19 protein-coding genes are annotated in these 14383 nt (G+C 66.5%); 6 read left to right on the forward strand and 13 right to left on the reverse strand.

Features of this window, described 5'->3' with window-relative positions; translation table 11 throughout:
• Positions 1 to 5: 5 nt before the first annotated feature.
• Together ACX12F_RS23070 and secY are read right to left on the reverse strand one after the other, a co-directional pair.
• Positions 6 to 551 (reverse strand): adenylate kinase, encoded by a 546-nt coding sequence (locus ACX12F_RS23070; RefSeq protein ID WP_459366641.1) that lies wholly within the window; start codon positions 549 to 551, stop codon positions 6 to 8.
• Complete coding sequence (gene secY / locus ACX12F_RS23075; protein ID WP_459366642.1) at positions 548 to 1870, reverse strand: preprotein translocase subunit SecY; 1323 nt, start codon at positions 1868 to 1870, stop codon at positions 548 to 550. Before secY ends, ACX12F_RS23070 begins: the two co-directional genes overlap by 4 nt.
• Positions 1871 to 2198: 328 nt before the next feature.
• On the opposite strand from secY, the gene ACX12F_RS23080 reads away from it, so the two are divergent.
• The 4 genes from ACX12F_RS23080 to ACX12F_RS23095 are packed head-to-tail and all read left to right on the forward strand — an operon-like array spanning position 2199 to position 5930.
• Positions 2199 to 3125, forward strand: coding sequence for a class I SAM-dependent methyltransferase (locus tag ACX12F_RS23080; RefSeq protein ID WP_459366643.1), 927 nt, complete (start codon positions 2199 to 2201; stop codon positions 3123 to 3125).
• 21 nt (positions 3126 to 3146) lie between these two features.
• Complete coding sequence (locus ACX12F_RS23085) at positions 3147 to 4079, forward strand: class I SAM-dependent methyltransferase (protein WP_459366644.1); 933 nt, start codon at positions 3147 to 3149, stop codon at positions 4077 to 4079.
• A 13-nt stretch (positions 4080 to 4092) separates the two neighbouring features.
• On the forward strand, positions 4093 to 5004 hold the full coding sequence (locus ACX12F_RS23090) for a class I SAM-dependent methyltransferase (RefSeq protein ID WP_459366645.1): 912 nt from the start codon (positions 4093 to 4095) through the stop codon (positions 5002 to 5004).
• A 5-nt stretch (positions 5005 to 5009) separates the two neighbouring features.
• The gene (locus ACX12F_RS23095; RefSeq protein WP_459366646.1) at positions 5010 to 5930 is read left to right on the forward strand and encodes a class I SAM-dependent methyltransferase; all 921 of its coding nucleotides are present in this window, start codon (positions 5010 to 5012) and stop codon (positions 5928 to 5930) included.
• Between the two features lie 12 nt (positions 5931 to 5942).
• On the opposite strand, the gene sppA is transcribed toward ACX12F_RS23095, so the two are convergent.
• Positions 5943 to 7739, reverse strand: coding sequence for a signal peptide peptidase SppA (sppA, locus tag ACX12F_RS23100; RefSeq protein WP_459366647.1), 1797 nt, complete (start codon positions 7737 to 7739; stop codon positions 5943 to 5945).
• 115 nt (positions 7740 to 7854) lie between these two features.
• On the opposite strand from sppA, the gene ACX12F_RS23105 reads away from it, so the two are divergent.
• Positions 7855 to 8124, forward strand: a complete 270-nt coding sequence (locus ACX12F_RS23105; protein WP_459366648.1) for a hypothetical protein — start codon at positions 7855 to 7857, stop codon at positions 8122 to 8124.
• 55 nt (positions 8125 to 8179) lie between these two features.
• A complete protein-coding gene (locus ACX12F_RS23110; protein WP_459366649.1) occupies positions 8180 to 9406 on the forward strand; it encodes a serine hydrolase domain-containing protein in 1227 nt (408 codons plus the stop codon).
• Positions 9407 to 9521: 115 nt separating this feature from the next.
• Here ACX12F_RS23110 and rplO read toward each other — a convergent pair whose 3' ends face one another.
• From rplO to rplN, 10 genes are all read right to left on the reverse strand, one after another.
• Complete coding sequence (gene rplO / locus ACX12F_RS23115; RefSeq protein ID WP_459366650.1) at positions 9522 to 9965, reverse strand: 50S ribosomal protein L15; 444 nt, start codon at positions 9963 to 9965, stop codon at positions 9522 to 9524.
• Entirely contained in the window at positions 9965 to 10144 is a 180-nt protein-coding gene (gene rpmD / locus ACX12F_RS23120) for a 50S ribosomal protein L30 (protein WP_020101428.1), read from the reverse strand. The genes rplO and rpmD overlap by 1 nt, the downstream gene beginning before the upstream one ends.
• Positions 10145 to 10146: 2 nt before the next feature.
• The gene (gene rpsE / locus ACX12F_RS23125; protein ID WP_455980471.1) at positions 10147 to 10812 is read right to left on the reverse strand and encodes a 30S ribosomal protein S5; all 666 of its coding nucleotides are present in this window, start codon (positions 10810 to 10812) and stop codon (positions 10147 to 10149) included.
• A gap of 34 nt (positions 10813 to 10846) precedes the next feature.
• Positions 10847 to 11248, reverse strand: a complete 402-nt coding sequence (gene rplR, locus ACX12F_RS23130) for a 50S ribosomal protein L18 (protein ID WP_459366651.1) — start codon at positions 11246 to 11248, stop codon at positions 10847 to 10849.
• A 2-nt stretch (positions 11249 to 11250) separates the two neighbouring features.
• On the reverse strand, positions 11251 to 11790 hold the full coding sequence (rplF, locus tag ACX12F_RS23135; RefSeq protein ID WP_138232190.1) for a 50S ribosomal protein L6: 540 nt from the start codon (positions 11788 to 11790) through the stop codon (positions 11251 to 11253).
• A gap of 12 nt (positions 11791 to 11802) precedes the next feature.
• Positions 11803 to 12201, reverse strand: coding sequence for a 30S ribosomal protein S8 (rpsH, locus tag ACX12F_RS23140; protein ID WP_138232191.1), 399 nt, complete (start codon positions 12199 to 12201; stop codon positions 11803 to 11805).
• 677 nt (positions 12202 to 12878) lie between these two features.
• On the reverse strand, positions 12879 to 13064 hold the full coding sequence (locus ACX12F_RS23145) for a type Z 30S ribosomal protein S14 (protein WP_023955966.1): 186 nt from the start codon (positions 13062 to 13064) through the stop codon (positions 12879 to 12881).
• A gap of 2 nt (positions 13065 to 13066) precedes the next feature.
• Entirely contained in the window at positions 13067 to 13630 is a 564-nt protein-coding gene (gene rplE, locus ACX12F_RS23150; protein ID WP_138232192.1) for a 50S ribosomal protein L5, read from the reverse strand.
• A gap of 1 nt (position 13631) precedes the next feature.
• Positions 13632 to 13949 (reverse strand): 50S ribosomal protein L24, encoded by a 318-nt coding sequence (gene rplX / locus ACX12F_RS23155; RefSeq protein ID WP_020101421.1) that lies wholly within the window; start codon positions 13947 to 13949, stop codon positions 13632 to 13634.
• Positions 13949 to 14317: a 50S ribosomal protein L14 gene (gene rplN, locus ACX12F_RS23160; protein WP_020101420.1), complete on the reverse strand. Its 369-nt coding sequence runs from the start codon at positions 14315 to 14317 to the stop codon at positions 13949 to 13951. Before rplN ends, rplX begins: the two co-directional genes overlap by 1 nt.
• Between the last annotated feature and the right edge of the window lie 66 nt (positions 14318 to 14383).

Consider the following 14383-nt stretch of genomic DNA (forward strand, 5'->3'; position numbering starts at 1 on the left):
GACGGCTACTTGCCCAGCGCCTGCAGCGCGCGGGCGAACACCTCGTCCAGGCTGCCGACAGCGTCGACCGAGACGAGCTCGTCGCGGTAGTAGTCGAGCAGCGGGGCGGTCTCGTCCCGGTACACCTTCATCCGGTTGAGGATGACCTCTTCGGTGTCGTCGGCGCGGCCGCGGCTCTTCAGCCGGGTCAGCAGCTCGGACTCCGACACGCGGAACTCCAGCACCGCGTCCAGCTTGAGATTGCGCTTGGCCAGCATGTCGCGCAGCGCCACGGCCTGCTCGACCGAGCGGGGGAAGCCGTCGAGGATGAACCCGGCGGCGGTGTCGTCGGCGTCGAGACGGTCGTCGACCAGTGCGTTGGTCAGCTCGGCGGGGACCAGGTCGCCAGCGTCGAGGTACTTCTTGGCCTCAACACCGAGCGGCGTGCCCTTGCTGATGTTGCTACGGAACAGATCCCCCGTAGAGATCTGCGGGATGCCGAACTTCTCGGCCAGCTTCTCGGCCTGAGTGCCCTTGCCTGCTCCCGGCGGTCCCAGCAGAACCATTCTCATTTGAGGAACCCTTCGTAGTTGCGCTGCATGAGCTGGCTCTCGATTTGCTTCACCGTGTCCAGACCAACACCGATCATGATCAGCACGGCCGTACCGCCGAACGGCAGGTTCTGCACGCTGCTGCCGCCGCTCTGCAGGAACAGATTAGGCAGCACGGCGATCAAACCGAGGTAGATCGAGCCGGGCAGCGTGATCCGGCTGAGCACGAAGCGGAGGTAGTCGGCGGTCGGCTTGCCCGGGCGAATGCCGGGGATGAAGCCACCGAACTTCTTCATCTCGTCCGCCCGCTCGTCGGGATTGAACGTGATGGATACGTAGAAGTACGTGAAGAAGATGATCAAGCCGAAGTAGATCGCGACGTAGACCGGGTCGGCCGGGTTGGTCAGGTACTTGGCGACGGCCTTGGACCACCAGCCGTTGGAGGCGTTGGGATCGCCGGCGGTGACCAGCTGGGTGATCAGGTGCGGGATGTAGATCAGCGACGAGGCGAAGATGACCGGGATGACGCCCGCCTGGTTGACCTTGAGTGGCAGATAGGTCGAGGTGCCGCCGTACATCCGGCGACCCACCATGCGCTTGGCGTACTGCACCGGGATGCGGCGCTGGCCTTGCTCGACGAAGACGACGCCGACGATGATGACCAGGGCTGAGACCAGAACCGCGGTGAACACCACGCCACCACGGCTCTCCAGGATGGACTGGCCTTCGGACGGGATGCGGGCGGCGATGCCGGCGAAGATCATCAGCGACATGCCGTTGCCGATGCCGCGCTCGGTGACGAGCTCGCCCATCCACATGACCAGGGCGGCGCCGGCGGTCATGACCAGCACGATCACCACGAGGGTGAAGATGCTCTGGTCCTGGATGATGTTCAGCGAGCAGCCCTGCAGCAGGTTGCCGCTGGCGGCCATCGCGACGATCGAGGTGCCCTGTAGAACTGCCAGTGCGATCGCGAGATAACGCGTGTACTGCGTCATCTTGGCCTGGCCGGCCTGGCCTTCCTTCTGCAACTGTTCGAAGCGCGGGATGACCACGACCAGCAGCTGCACGATGATGCTCGCGGTGATGTAGGGCATGACGCCCACCGCCAGCACCGACAGGTGCAGCAGCGCACCGCCCGAGAACAGGTTGATCAGCGAGTAGACCTGGGCCGCGTCACCGCCGCTGACCTGCTCGATGCACTTCTGCACGTTCGGGTAGTTCACCCCGGGGGACGGCAGTGCGGCACCGGCCCGATACAGGATGACTACACCCAGCGTGAAGAGGATCTTGCGTCGCAGATCGGCCGTCCGCATGGACGAGATAAAAGCCGAAAGCACTCTTCCTCCTGCGCAGCCGAGCTCTGGCCGCGGTGTGCTGATGGGGCTGGTCAGGTCCAGCGTTTGGTTAAGTCCGTGCACGACCACAGCAGGTACTCGACCTGCCTGGGCGCGCCGTCAAATCAGTCTCCGAGAATAACAGTTGCCGCCCCCACGACCCGCATCCGGACGGCGCCGACCCCTTACTACCCGGCCCAGACCGGTCGAAACCTACCGCGACCCGGCATTTCTGCCGCGTTCAGGAACGACGCGTACAGTCGCCGCCAGGGTTATTACACAAGCTAACTACCGCCCCACTCTGCGGATAACTCACGACAGGAACGACGCGATGGCACGCACTGACAACGACACCTGGGACCTGGCCTCGAGCGTGGGAGCGACCGCGACCCTGGTGGCCGCCGCCCGCGCCCTCGCCACCGGGGCCGACGACCCCATCATCGACGACCCCTTCGCCGCTCCCCTGGTCCGCGCGGTCGGGGTCGACTTCTTCACCAAGCTCGTCGACGGCGCCACCGATCCCACGCAGTTCGGCGCCGGGTACGGCCCGACCATGTCGCAGCTGACCAACGGGATGGCTGCCCGCACCCGATTCTTCGACGACTTCTTCCACGACGCCGGCAAGGCCGGCATCCGGCAGGCCGTCATCCTCGCCGCCGGACTCGACGCCCGGGCCTACCGCTTGTCCTGGCCGGCGGGCACCGTCGTCTACGAGATCGACCAGCCCGATGTCATCGAGTTCAAGTCGAAGACCCTCTCGGACCAGGGCGCGGCGCCGACCACGCAGCGGCGCACGGTGGCGATCGACCTGCGCGACGACTGGCCGGCCGCGCTGCGCGCCGCGGGCCTGGACCCCACCAAACCCACCGCCTGGATCGCCGAAGGACTGTTCGGCTACCTGCCGCCCGAGGCTCAAGACCGGTTGCTCGACCAGATCTCCGAACTGTCCGCACCGGGCAGCCGGATGGGCGCCGAAGGCGTACCGGGCACACCGGACCTCGACGAGGACGCGGTGCGGGAGCGGATGAAGGCGGCATCGGAGCACTGGCGCGAGCAAGGCTTCGAACTCGACTTCGCCGATCTGGTCTATCTCGGCGACAGGGCCGACGTGGACACCTACCTGCAGGGCCACGGCTGGCAGACCACCGTCGTCACCTCCAATGAACTGCTGGTCCGCAACGGCCTTGCCGCCGTCGAGCCCGACCCGGACGGCCAGCCCTCGATGGGCGAGGTCGACTACGTCACAGCGCTGCGCTGACCCCCTGACAGGAGTGAACCGATGACCCGCACCGACAGCGACACCTGGGACCTGGCCTCGAGCGTCGGCGCCACCGCAACCATGGTGGCCACCGGCCGTGCTCTGGCGACGAAGGAAGCGGAGCCGCTCGTCCGCGATCCGTACGCCGATCCGCTGGTGCGGGCCGTCGGCGTCGAGTTCTTCATCAAACTGATCGACGGGCAGATCGACCTCAGCGGCGAGGTCGGGACCGCCGCCGCCATGATGACCAACCTGATGGCGGTGCGGACGAAGTTCTTCGACGACTTCTTCACCACTGCCACCGGAGGTGGTGATTCGGCCGGAGCTACCGATTCCGTTGAAATCCGGCAGGCCGTCATCCTGGCCGCCGGCCTCGACTCGCGCGCCTATCGGCTGCCGTGGCCCGACGGCACGGTGGTCTACGAGATCGACCAGCCCGAGGTGATCACCGCCAAAACTGGGACCATGGCGCAGATCGGCGCCACGCCGACCTGCGAACGCCGCACCGTCGCCATCGATCTGCGTGACGACTGGCCCGCCGCGCTGCGCGCCGCCGGGTTCGATCCGTCGGCGCCGACGGCCTGGATCGCCGAGGGGCTGCTGATCTACCTGCCGCCCGAAGCGCAGGACAAGCTGTTCGACAACATCACCGCCCTGTCGGCGCCGGGCAGTCGGCTGGCCACCGAGTTCCACACCGACCACGGCGCCGGCATGGCCCAGCGCGGCGCGGCCATGAGCGAGCGGTGGCGTGGCGCGGGCCTGGACCTGAACCTGACCGACCTCTGGTACCAAGGCGACCGCACCTCGGTGGTCGAGCACCTCGACGCGAGCGGCTGGAATACCACGGCCCGCCCACGCCTCGAAGTGTTCGCGGAGTACGGCCGACCCCTCGCCGAGACCGAAGACACTGCGGCACTGCGCAATTCACTGTCCGTGACGGCCATCAAGAACTAGGAGCTACACCGCAATGACACGAACTGACGGAGATTCCTGGGACCTGGCCTCCAGCGTCGGGGCCACCGCCACCATGGTTGCGGGCCAGCGCGCCCTCGCCCACCGCGAGCGGTTGATCGACGACCCGTACGCCGAGCCACTGGTCCGGGCCGTCGGACTGGACTTCTTCACCAAGGCGCTCGACGGTGACATCGACCTCGGTGACGTGAACCCGGCATTCACCCCGCGCCGCGCGGCCGAGGGCATGACGGTGCGCACCCGCTGGTTCGACCAGTTGTTCCTCGACGCCGCCGCCGCAGGCGTACGGCAAGCGGTGATCCTGGCCGCCGGCCTGGACGCGCGCGCCTACCGGCTGCCGTGGCCCGATGGCACCGTCGTTTTCGAGGTGGATCAGCCCGAGGTCATCGAGTTCAAGTCCACGACGCTGGCCGAGCTGGGCGCCGCCCCCACGGCGACCCGGCGCACCGTCGCCGTCGACCTGCGCGACGACTGGATGCAGGCACTGCGCGACAACGGTTTCGATCCCGCGGCGCCCACCGCCTGGATCGCCGAAGGGCTGCTCATCTACCTGCCGCCGGAGGCCCAGGATCGGTTGTTCGACAACATCACCGCGCTCTCGGCACCGGGTAGCTTCGTGGCTACCGAGCACATCGGCGACCTGAGCAGCGCCTTCGACGACGAGCGCATGCAGGCGATGCGCGAGCGGATGAAGGCGCTCGGTTCGAACATCGAGATGGCCGACCTTATCTACCAGGGCGACCGCAACCACGTCACCGACTATCTGACCCGCCTCGGCTGGGACGTCACCGCGCGGTCTGTCGAAGAAGCGCACGCCGACAACGGTTTCCAGTACCCGGACGACGACCTGTCCCGGGCCTGGACCCAGCTGAAGTACGTCCGCGCAGTCCTGGGCGAGAAGGCATAACCACAATGGCACGGACACACGGGGACAGCTGGGATCTGGCGTCGAGCGTGGGCGCGACGGCCACGCTGGTCGCGACCGGGCGCGCGATCGCCAGCACCCATCCGCACGGTTTGATCGACGATCCGTTCGCGGCGCCGCTGGTGCGCGCCGTCGGGATCGAGGCGTTCACCAGGATGGTCGACGGTGAACTGGATCTGTCCGTGCTCGACGCCATCGCCCCGGACGCGGCGTTGCGGGCCCGCGCCAACATCGACGAAATGGCCGTTCGGACCAGGTTTTTCGACGACTACTTCGCGACGGCGGCCGACGGCGGCATCCGGCAGGCCGTCATCCTGGCCTCCGGGCTGGACTCACGCGCCTACCGGCTGCCGTGGCCCGCCGGCACGGTGGTCTACGAGATCGACCAGCCCGAGGTCATCGAGTTCAAGACCCGTACCCTGGCCGGCCTCGGCGCGGAGCCGACGGCGCGGCGCCGGACCGTGCCGATCGATCTGCGCGAGGACTGGCCGGCAGCGTTGCGGGCGGCCGGCTTCGACCCCAGCCTGCCGACGGCCTGGCTGGCCGAAGGTCTGCTGATCTACCTGCCACCGGAAGCCCAGGACACGCTGTTCGACAACATCCACGAGCTCAGTGCACCCGGCAGTGCAGTGGCCACCGAATTCGTGCCCGGGCTCAAGGATTTGGACCCTGACCGCGCACGTGAAGCTGCCGCGGGGTTCCAGCAACTCGGCTTGAACATGGACATGCCGTCACTGGTCTACCACGGTGAAAGGCATTCCGCTGCAGACTATCTGACCGCCAAGGGCTGGCAGATGACCGGCATCGGTCGGGCTGATCTCTACGCCCGGTACGGTTTGACCGCCGCAGACCTCGGGGACGTCGACCCCATGCGCGAGATCATCTACATCAACGGCACTCTCGGCTGAGCAGGCCGTCCGTCAGAAGCGGTAGTCCCCCAGCCAGAGCGCGCTGACCCCGGTCAGCGATCGCTCCGCCTGGCCGAGCGCACCGACCAGTGAGCGACCGAGCACCGCGGCCACCGCGGCCACCGCGTCGGGCAACGACGCCGCGGCCGGTTGCGAGGAGGCCTTGGGCCGTACGTGATCGAGCAACGACGAGCCCGGGTAGTTGACGGTTCGGACCGGAGCTTCAACATCGATGCCGGCCAGCACCTTGGCGCGGCGCACGGCGGTCCGCAGACCGCCGAGTTCGTCGACCAGGCCGTGCTCCAGCGCGTCGGCACCGGTCCAGACGCGGCCGCGCGCCACCTGCTCGACGGCCTCGACCGGCAGGTTACGGCCGTCGGCGACGCGTGCCACGAAATCGGTGTAGAACAGGTCGGCCTCGGCCACCACATGTGCGTGCTGAGCCTCGGTGAAGGGCTGGTTCGCCGACCACGCGTCGGCATTCTCGTTGGTACGCACTGAATCTGAGCCGACACCGAGCCGTTCCTTCAGCCCCCGTGTGACCAGCTTGCCCGTCACCACGCCGATGGATCCGGTGATGGTGCCAGCGTTGGCGACGATGTGGTCGGCCGCCATCGACACGTAGTAACCGCCCGACGCGGCGACCGCACCCATCGATGCGACGACAGGTTTACCCGCCTCGCGCAGCCGGGCCACCTCGCGCCAGATGGTCTCCGAACCCGTGACCGCGCCGCCTGGGCTGTCCACCCGGAGTACGACGGCCGCGACGTCGTCATCGGCAGCTGCCTCGCGCAGAGCCGCGGCGATGGTGTCGCCGCCCACGCTCGACGGACCAGGCGGGAAGGCGCTGGGGCCGCCGCGACCGCTGACGATTGGCCCGGCCATGGTGACGACGGCAATGGTCGGCTTGTGCTTGACCCCCGGCAGCGGCGGTACCTCGGGCAGGCTGTGACCCGCGGTGGCCTTGGCGTACCGGGACAGGAACAGCCGCGGCGAGGCGTCCTTGCCGTCGGCTTCCGCTGTGCCCCCGAGCAATTCGCTGACCCGGGCATAGGCCTCATCGCGGAAACCGATGCGGTCCACCAGCTTGGCGGCCAGCGCGTCGTCACGAAGCAGCGGCGCCCGGTCGACCAGGGTGTCGAGTTCGCCGGCGTCGACACCGCGGGACGCGGCGATGGCGGCGAGCACCTGGGCATGCAGGCTCTCGATGAGCCTTGCGTCGGCCTCGCGGTGTGGATCGGTGTAGCGGTCCTGCGTGAACATGTTGGCCGCCGACTTGTACTCACCGCGCGCGACGAACTGCGCCTCGATGCCGGCCTTGTCGAACGCGTCCCGCAGGAACAGCGCGTTGGTCGCGAAGCCCACCAGCCCGACCGTGCCCGAGGGCTGCATCCAGACTTCCCGGAACGCCGAGGCCAGGTAGTACGACATGGTGCCGGGGTATGTCTCGGCCCACGCGATGGATGGCTTGACGGCACTGAACGCGGCGATGGCGTCGCGCAGCTCCTGCACCGGACCCGCTGCGGCAGCGGGCAATTGGACGCGGGCAATCAGCCCGGCCACGCGCTTGTCGTCGGCCGCGCGGTGGATGGCGGCGACGGCATCGCGCAGCACCAGCGGCCGGGAATTGCCCATGACGAACGCGACCGGGTCAAAGCCGGCGGTCTCTGGCGGCACGGCCTGCAGGTCGAGTTCCAGCACGCAGCCGTTCGGTACGCCGTGGTGACGCACGGTGTCGACCTTGCGGACAAGGGCACGCAACTCATCGGGGCCGGGTAGACCGGGCAGGCTGGGCCGGAAAGCAAACATGTTCCGAGCGTACCCACTCGCCGAGCCGGTCGAATGGGTCGCGGAACCGGCACCAATTCGCCGTTGACGTGTCAGCATTAGGTGTAGAGCATTTCCCGCCGGCCAGGAGCCAAGCATGGTAGCGCTCAAACGCATTGCCGCCCTGTTGATACTGACCGCCGCGGCGTCGGTGGTCGGCGCGGCGCCCGCCGGCGCGCAGTCCGACTGCCAATTCGGCGGCGGACTCGGGCCCAATAGCGCGTGTGGGTCGGCACCGCAGGACGACTTCACCGACCTCGTCCCGTACTACGGGCCCCGCCGGGGATACGGCTACGGTTACGGTGGCTTCTTGGGCGGCTTGTACGGCGACGACGCCCTGCCTGGAATCTCCGCGGGGCCGGGCTGACCCGATTCCACGAGTTTCGGCCTGCAGATAGCGGAACCGTTACAGAATCACGCCCATGGTGCTGAAAGTCTCCGTCTCCCCCGATCTGGTCCACGGCGATGCGGACGAGGGCTACGGCAAGGTCGCCGACGCGTTCCGGGCCAACTTCGCGGCCGGCAGCGAGGTCGGTGCGGCGCTGTGCGTCTACCGCGACGGCCGCAAGGTCGTCGACATGTGGGGCGGCTACCGCGACGGCATCAGCAAGGCGCCGTGGCAGGCCGACACCATGGTCAATATGTTCTCTTCAACGAAAGGCGTTGCGGCCCTTGCCGTTGCGCACGCGGTGTCGAAGGGGCTGTTCGACTACGACGAGCGGGTCGCCGAATACTGGCCCGAATTCGCCGCGCAGGACAAGGGCGAGATCACCGTCCGTCAACTGCTGGCGCACCAGGCCGGACTGTGCGTCCTGACCCCCAATCCCCTGCTGTCCGATATCGCCGACCCGGTGCGGCTCTCCGCGATCCTCGCGGCGCAGAAACCCGCGTGGACGCCCGGCACCCGGCACGGGTATCACGCCATCACCATCGGCTGGTACGAGTCCGAGCTGATCCGCCGTACCGACGGCCGCACGCTCGGGCGGTATCTGGCCGACGAGATCACCGGGCCGTTGGGCGCCGACCTGTACATCGGCCTGCCGGACTCCATCGACCGCGGCCGGCTTGCGACGCTGCACCACTGGCAGCGGTACGAGTCGCTGAAGCATCTCGATGTCATGCCCGCCGGTTTCCTGATCGGCAGCCTCAATCCACGGGGACTGTTGGCCAGGACCGCAGCCATCCCCGCCGACATCGATCCCTACGCCGGCGACTACAACACCGACCGGGTGCGCCGCGTCGAGATTCCGTCCGCCAACGGCACCGGGACGGCCCGCGCCCTGGCCCACCTCTACGGAGCCGCAGCGGTGGGTGGGACCGAAATAGGTTTCACCCCAGAAGCTTTCGATGCGTTGACCGCGCCGCCACGCAACCCGTCAGGTGGTACCCGCGACAAGGTGATGCGCGCGGAGATCGCCTACGCACTCGGCTTGTGCAAACCCGTCCCGACGTTCGCCTTCGGTACTTCGGGAAAAGCGTTCGGCACGCCCGGGTTCGGTGGCTCGTTCGGTTTCGCGGACCCCGACACCGGCATCGGTTTCGGCTACGTGATGAACCGGCTGGGCTTCCATCTAGTCAGCGATCCCCGCGAACTGGCCTTACGCCAGGCGCTCTTCCACGACGTCCTCGGCGCCCGGATGCAGACGTAGTCTGCGTTGACCCTGAACTCATTGCGCAGAATTTCGAGTGGCGCCCACCCTCAGCACAGGATCAACGCAAAAAGAAGGGCCCCCGCCGAAGCGGAGGCCCTTCTCTGTAGAGCAATCAGAGCTCGGTCGTGCTACCACCGGCAGCGGTGATCGCCTCACGGGCGCTACCGCTGAACTTGTTGGCAGTGACGTCGACCTTGACGGCCAGCTTGCCGTCGCCGAGCACCTTGACCAGGGTGTTCTTGCGAACCAGGCCCGCGGCCACCAGCTCGTCCACACCGACGGTGCCGCCCTGCGGGAACGCCTTGGCGAGGTCGCCGACGTTCACCACCGCGTACTCCGTGCGGAAGCGGTTGCGGAAGCCCTTGAGCTTCGGCAGACGCATGTGGATCGGCATCTGGCCACCCTCGAACGTCACGGGGACGTTCTTGCGGGCCTTGGTGCCCTTGGTACCGCGACCAGCGGTCTTACCCTTGGAGCCCTCACCACGACCGACACGGGTCTTGGCCTTCTTGGACCCCGCGGCAGGCTTCAGGTCGTGCAGCTTGATGACACTCATTACGCCTCCTCAACGGTGACGAGATGGTTGACCACCGCGAGCAGACCACGGGTCTGCGCGTTGTCCTCGCGAACGACGGACTGGCGGATCTTGCGCAGTCCCAGTGTCCGCAGGCTTTCGCGCTGCTTCCACCGGGCACCCACGGTGCCACGCACCTGGGTGATCTTCAGTTCAGCCATGTTTATGCCGATCCTTCACGCGCTGCCGATGCGGCCAGCGCTTCTGCCTCACGTCGGGCCCGCAGCATGCCGGCCGGCGCAACATCTTCGATGGGCAGGCCACGACGGGCTGCCACTTCCTCGGGGCGCTGAATCATCTTCAACGCGGCAACGGTGGCGTGCACCACGTTGATCGCGTTGTCGCTGCCCAGCGACTTGGCGAGGACATCGTGCACACCGGCGCATTCCAGCACCGCGCGGCACGCGCCACCAGCGATGACACCGGTACCCGGGCTGGCCGGACGCAGCATCACGACACCGGCAGCGGCCTCACCCTGAACCGGGTGGACGATGGTGGCGCCGATCAGAGGGACCCGGAAGAAGCTCTTGCGAGCTTCCTCGACACCCTTGGCAATGGCGGCCGGAACTTCCTTGGCCTTGCCGTAGCCGACGCCCACCATGCCGTGGCCGTCGCCGACGATGACCAGGGCGGTGAAGCTGAAGCGCCGTCCACCCTTGACCACCTTCGAAACGCGGTTGATGGTGACAACGCGCTCGATGTAGTTGCTCTTCTCACCACGGTCGTCGCCGCGGCCACGGCCACCACGGTCGTCACGGCCGCGGCCGCCACGATCTCCGCGGCCACCGCGATTGTCCTGCGCCGAACCGGCGCCAGCCTGGTCGGCCATCATGCAGTCCTTCCGGTGATTTTCAAGTAAGTCATCAGAACGTCAACCCGCTTTCGCGCGCGGCGTCGGCGAGAGCGGCGATCCGGCCACCGTAGGTGTACCCACCGCGGTCGAACACCACCTCGGCGATGCCGGCAGCCTTGGCGCGCTCGGCGATCAGCTGACCCACCCGGGCGCTGACGGCCTTCTTGTCGCCGTCGACGGCCCGCACGTCAGCCTCGATCGAGGACGCGGCGGCCAGCGTGGTGCCGGTCAGGTCGTCGATCACCTGGACGTGGATGTGCCGCGAGGAGCGGTTGACCATCAGGCGCGGACGCTCGGACGTGCCGGCGACCTTCTTGCGCAGACGGGCGTGACGACGCAGACGCGCCACCCGACGGGTCTCAGAAATGTTCTGGCCCAACGGCTTACGCTTGTCGGTCTCAGTGTTGGCCATTGCTACTTACCTGTCTTTCCGACCTTGCGGCGGATCTGCTCACCCTCGTAGCGAATGCCCTTGCCCTTGTACGGGTCGGGGCGACGCAGGCGGCGGATGACTGCCGAGATCTGGCCGACTTTCTGCTTGTCGATGCCGGACACCGAGAACTTCGTCGGGGTCTCGACAGCGAACGTGATGCCCTCAGGGGCTTCGATCAGCACCGGGTGGCTGTAGCCGAGCGCGAATTCCAGGTTCGAGCCCTTGGCCTGCACGCGGTAACCGACGCCGAAGATCTCCATCTTGGTGGTGTAACCCTGGGTCACACCGGTCACCAGGTTGGCGATCAGGGTGCGGGACAGCCCGTGCAGCGAGCGGTTACGACGCTCGTCGTTCGGACGGGTCACCACAACGGCGCCCTCGTCGTTGCGCGCCACCTCGATGGGCTCAGCGACATCCAGCGTCAGGGTGCCCTTGGGGCCCTTGACCGCGACGTTCTGGCCGTCGATGGTCACATCGACGCCGGCCGGAATGAGAACCGGCTGCTTTCCAATACGCGACATGTTTTCTGCCCCCTACCAGACGTAAGCGAGGACTTCGCCGCCCACGCCTTGTCGAGCTGCCTGGCGGTCGGTGAGCAGGCCAGTGGACGTGGAGATGATCGCCACGCCAAGGCCACCGAGAACCCGCGGCAGGTTGGTGGATTTCGCGTACACCCGCAGACCGGGCTTGGACACCCGGCGGAGGCCGGCGATGCTGCGCTCGCGGCTCGGGCCGTACTTGAGGGACACAACGAGGTTCTTGCCCACGCGGGCGTCCTCGGTGCGGTAGTCAGTGATGTAACCCTCCTTCTTGAGGATCTCGGCGATGTTCGCCTTGATCTTCGAATGGGGCAGGGTCACCTGGTCGTGGTACGCCGAGTTGGCGTTGCGCAGACGTGTCAAGAAGTCTGCGATCGGATCCGTCATTGTCATGACAGCGTTGATCAACCTTTCTCGCTGCGGTTTCCCATACATCACGCCCGTGCTGGTCCCACCTCTCGGTGGCTCGGCACGTCACGTCGTGGGCCTGCTACGAAGTGTTTTCCCTTATCTGACCGAGTGCGGTCAGGGGCCGTGCATCGGTAGTGCAATCCAGCTTCAGAAGGCACATACCGATCGGCCATTGGACGAAAACGCCCATGGCAACCTGCCCAGTGTAGACAATGCGCAGCTCAGGGCCAAATCGTCCAAGGCAGGGCTTGCAGTGACAAATATGCGACCGGACCGGTGGATTGCCGCGCAGACTCTGGCGATTTCCCCGCACATTCTCATTCACGGCATTTGCGGGTGTGCCTGGCCTGCACACGAATCACAGATCCGCTTAGCAAGTACGTGAGTTCAATCGTGGGGCAACGTGCTTGCGGTTTTTGCACTCAGGGACGTCCGACGGCCCGAAAACGTCCCTCGCTTCAATCACCATGGCTGCCAGTGCCTCGGAATTGAAGCTACGTATTTTCTCGAGCCGGGCCGCTGTCTGCACGGGCGCGCAACGTCCGTCGCAAGACCGACTCGCGACGCGATGTGGGGGCACATGCGACGAGCAGAACGCAAAAGCCGCCCCGGTCACGAGGACCGGGGCGGCTTTCTACAGCGTCATGAGACGGGCAGAGTCACCAGCTGGACTTCTGCACGCCGGGCAGCTCGCCGGCGTGGGCCATCTCCCGCAGGCAGATTCGGCACAGGCCGAACTTGCGGAACACCGAGTGCGGGCGGCCGCACCGGTTGCAGCGGGTGTAGCCACGCACTGCGAACTTCGGCTTCTTGTTGGCCTTGTTGACCAGAGCCTTCTTTGCCATTGTCAGTTCTCCTTGAACGGGAAGCCCAGGGCCCGCAGCAACGCACGGCCTTCGTCGTCAGTGGTGGCCGAGGTGACGACCGTGATGTCCATGCCGCGGGGGCGGTCGATCGAGTCGACGTCGATCTCGTGGAACATCGACTGCTCGTTGAGGCCGAAGGTGTAGTTGCCGCTGCCGTCGAACTGCTTGGCCGACAGACCGCGGAAGTCGCGAATACGGGGCAGTGCGATGGAGATCAGGCGGTCCAGGAACTCCCACATGCGGTCGCCACGGAGGGTGACGCGGCAGCCGATCGGCATGCCCTCACGCAGCTTGAACTGCGCGATGGACTTGCGGGCCTTGCGGATTTCCGGCTTCTGACCGGTGATCAGCGTCAGGTCGTTGACCGCGCCGTTGATCAGCTTGGCGTCGCGAGCGGCGTCACCGACACCCATGTTGACGACAACCTTGACCACGCCGGGGATCTGCATGACGTTGGCGTAGTTGAATTCGTTGTTGAGCGCGTCGCGGATCTCTTCGCGGTAGCGCGTCTTCAGCCGGGGCTGAGTCTTTTCCACTGTGGTCATCTCAGATGTCCTTGCCGTTGCGCTTCGAGATACGGACCTTCTTGCCGCTCTCCTCATCGACGCGGTAGCCGATGCGGGTCGCGTTGCCGTCGGAGTCGACCACCATCACGTTCGAAACGTGGATCGGCGCCTCCTGGGTGACGATGCCACCCGACGATGCACCGCGCTCGTTCTGAGACTGCGCAGTGTGCTTCTTGATCCGGTTGACGCCCTCAACGAGCACCTTGTTGCGGGTCGGGTAGGCCTCGATGACCTTGCCCTTGGCACCCTTGTCCTTGCCGGCGATGACCAGCACGGTGTCGCCCTTGTGCACCTTCATCACAAAACCTCCGGGGCCAGCGAGACGATCTTCATGAACTTCTTCTCGCGCAGTTCGCGACCGACCGGCCCGAAGATGCGGGTACCGCGGGGGTCATTGTCGTTCTTGATGATGACGGCGGCGTTCTCGTCGAACTTGATGTAGCTGCCGTCCGGCCGGCGGCGCTCCTTCACGGTGCGCACGACGACGGCCTTGACCACGTCACCACGCTTGACGTTGCCGCCCGGGATGGCGTCCTTGACGGTCGCCACGATGATGTCGCCGATGCCGGCGTAGCGCCGCGACGAGCCACCGAGCACGCGGATGCAAAGGATTTCCTTTGCGCCCGTGTTGTCGGCGACCTTGAGTCGCGATTCCTGCTGAATCACTCGATCTCCTGACCTGGGTTTTGTATGCACGCCAGATACCGACCTGGACGTGCGCGGTCTTGTTGT

The sequence above is a fragment of the Mycolicibacterium sp. HS_4_1 genome (genome assembly GCF_054515875.1).

Coding starts and splice junctions, on each gene's coding strand:
- rplR (WP_459366651.1), bottom strand. CDS start 11,248: ATGGCCAACACTGAGACCGACAAGCGTAAGCCGTTGGGCCAGAACATT.
- ACX12F_RS23080 (WP_459366643.1), top strand. CDS start 2,199: ATGGCACGCACTGACAACGACACCTGGGACCTGGCCTCGAGCGTGGGA.
- rpmD (WP_020101428.1), bottom strand. CDS start 10,144: ATGGCTGAACTGAAGATCACCCAGGTGCGTGGCACCGTGGGTGCCCGG.
- ACX12F_RS23085 (WP_459366644.1), top strand. CDS start 3,147: ATGACCCGCACCGACAGCGACACCTGGGACCTGGCCTCGAGCGTCGGC.
- rpsE (WP_455980471.1), bottom strand. CDS start 10,812: ATGGCCGACCAGGCTGGCGCCGGTTCGGCGCAGGACAATCGCGGTGGC.
- ACX12F_RS23110 (WP_459366649.1), top strand. CDS start 8,180: ATGGTGCTGAAAGTCTCCGTCTCCCCCGATCTGGTCCACGGCGATGCG.
- rplX (WP_020101421.1), bottom strand. CDS start 13,949: ATGAAGGTGCACAAGGGCGACACCGTGCTGGTCATCGCCGGCAAGGAC.
- ACX12F_RS23070 (WP_459366641.1), bottom strand. CDS start 551: ATGAGAATGGTTCTGCTGGGACCGCCGGGAGCAGGCAAGGGCACTCAG.
- rplO (WP_459366650.1), bottom strand. CDS start 9,965: ATGAGTGTCATCAAGCTGCACGACCTGAAGCCTGCCGCGGGGTCCAAG.
- sppA (WP_459366647.1), bottom strand. CDS start 7,739: ATGTTTGCTTTCCGGCCCAGCCTGCCCGGTCTACCCGGCCCCGATGAG.
- rpsH (WP_138232191.1), bottom strand. CDS start 12,201: ATGACAATGACGGATCCGATCGCAGACTTCTTGACACGTCTGCGCAAC.
- ACX12F_RS23105 (WP_459366648.1), top strand. CDS start 7,855: ATGGTAGCGCTCAAACGCATTGCCGCCCTGTTGATACTGACCGCCGCG.
- ACX12F_RS23090 (WP_459366645.1), top strand. CDS start 4,093: ATGACACGAACTGACGGAGATTCCTGGGACCTGGCCTCCAGCGTCGGG.
- rplE (WP_138232192.1), bottom strand. CDS start 13,630: ATGACCACAGTGGAAAAGACTCAGCCCCGGCTGAAGACGCGCTACCGC.
- ACX12F_RS23145 (WP_023955966.1), bottom strand. CDS start 13,064: ATGGCAAAGAAGGCTCTGGTCAACAAGGCCAACAAGAAGCCGAAGTTC.
- ACX12F_RS23095 (WP_459366646.1), top strand. CDS start 5,010: ATGGCACGGACACACGGGGACAGCTGGGATCTGGCGTCGAGCGTGGGC.
- rplF (WP_138232190.1), bottom strand. CDS start 11,790: ATGTCGCGTATTGGAAAGCAGCCGGTTCTCATTCCGGCCGGCGTCGAT.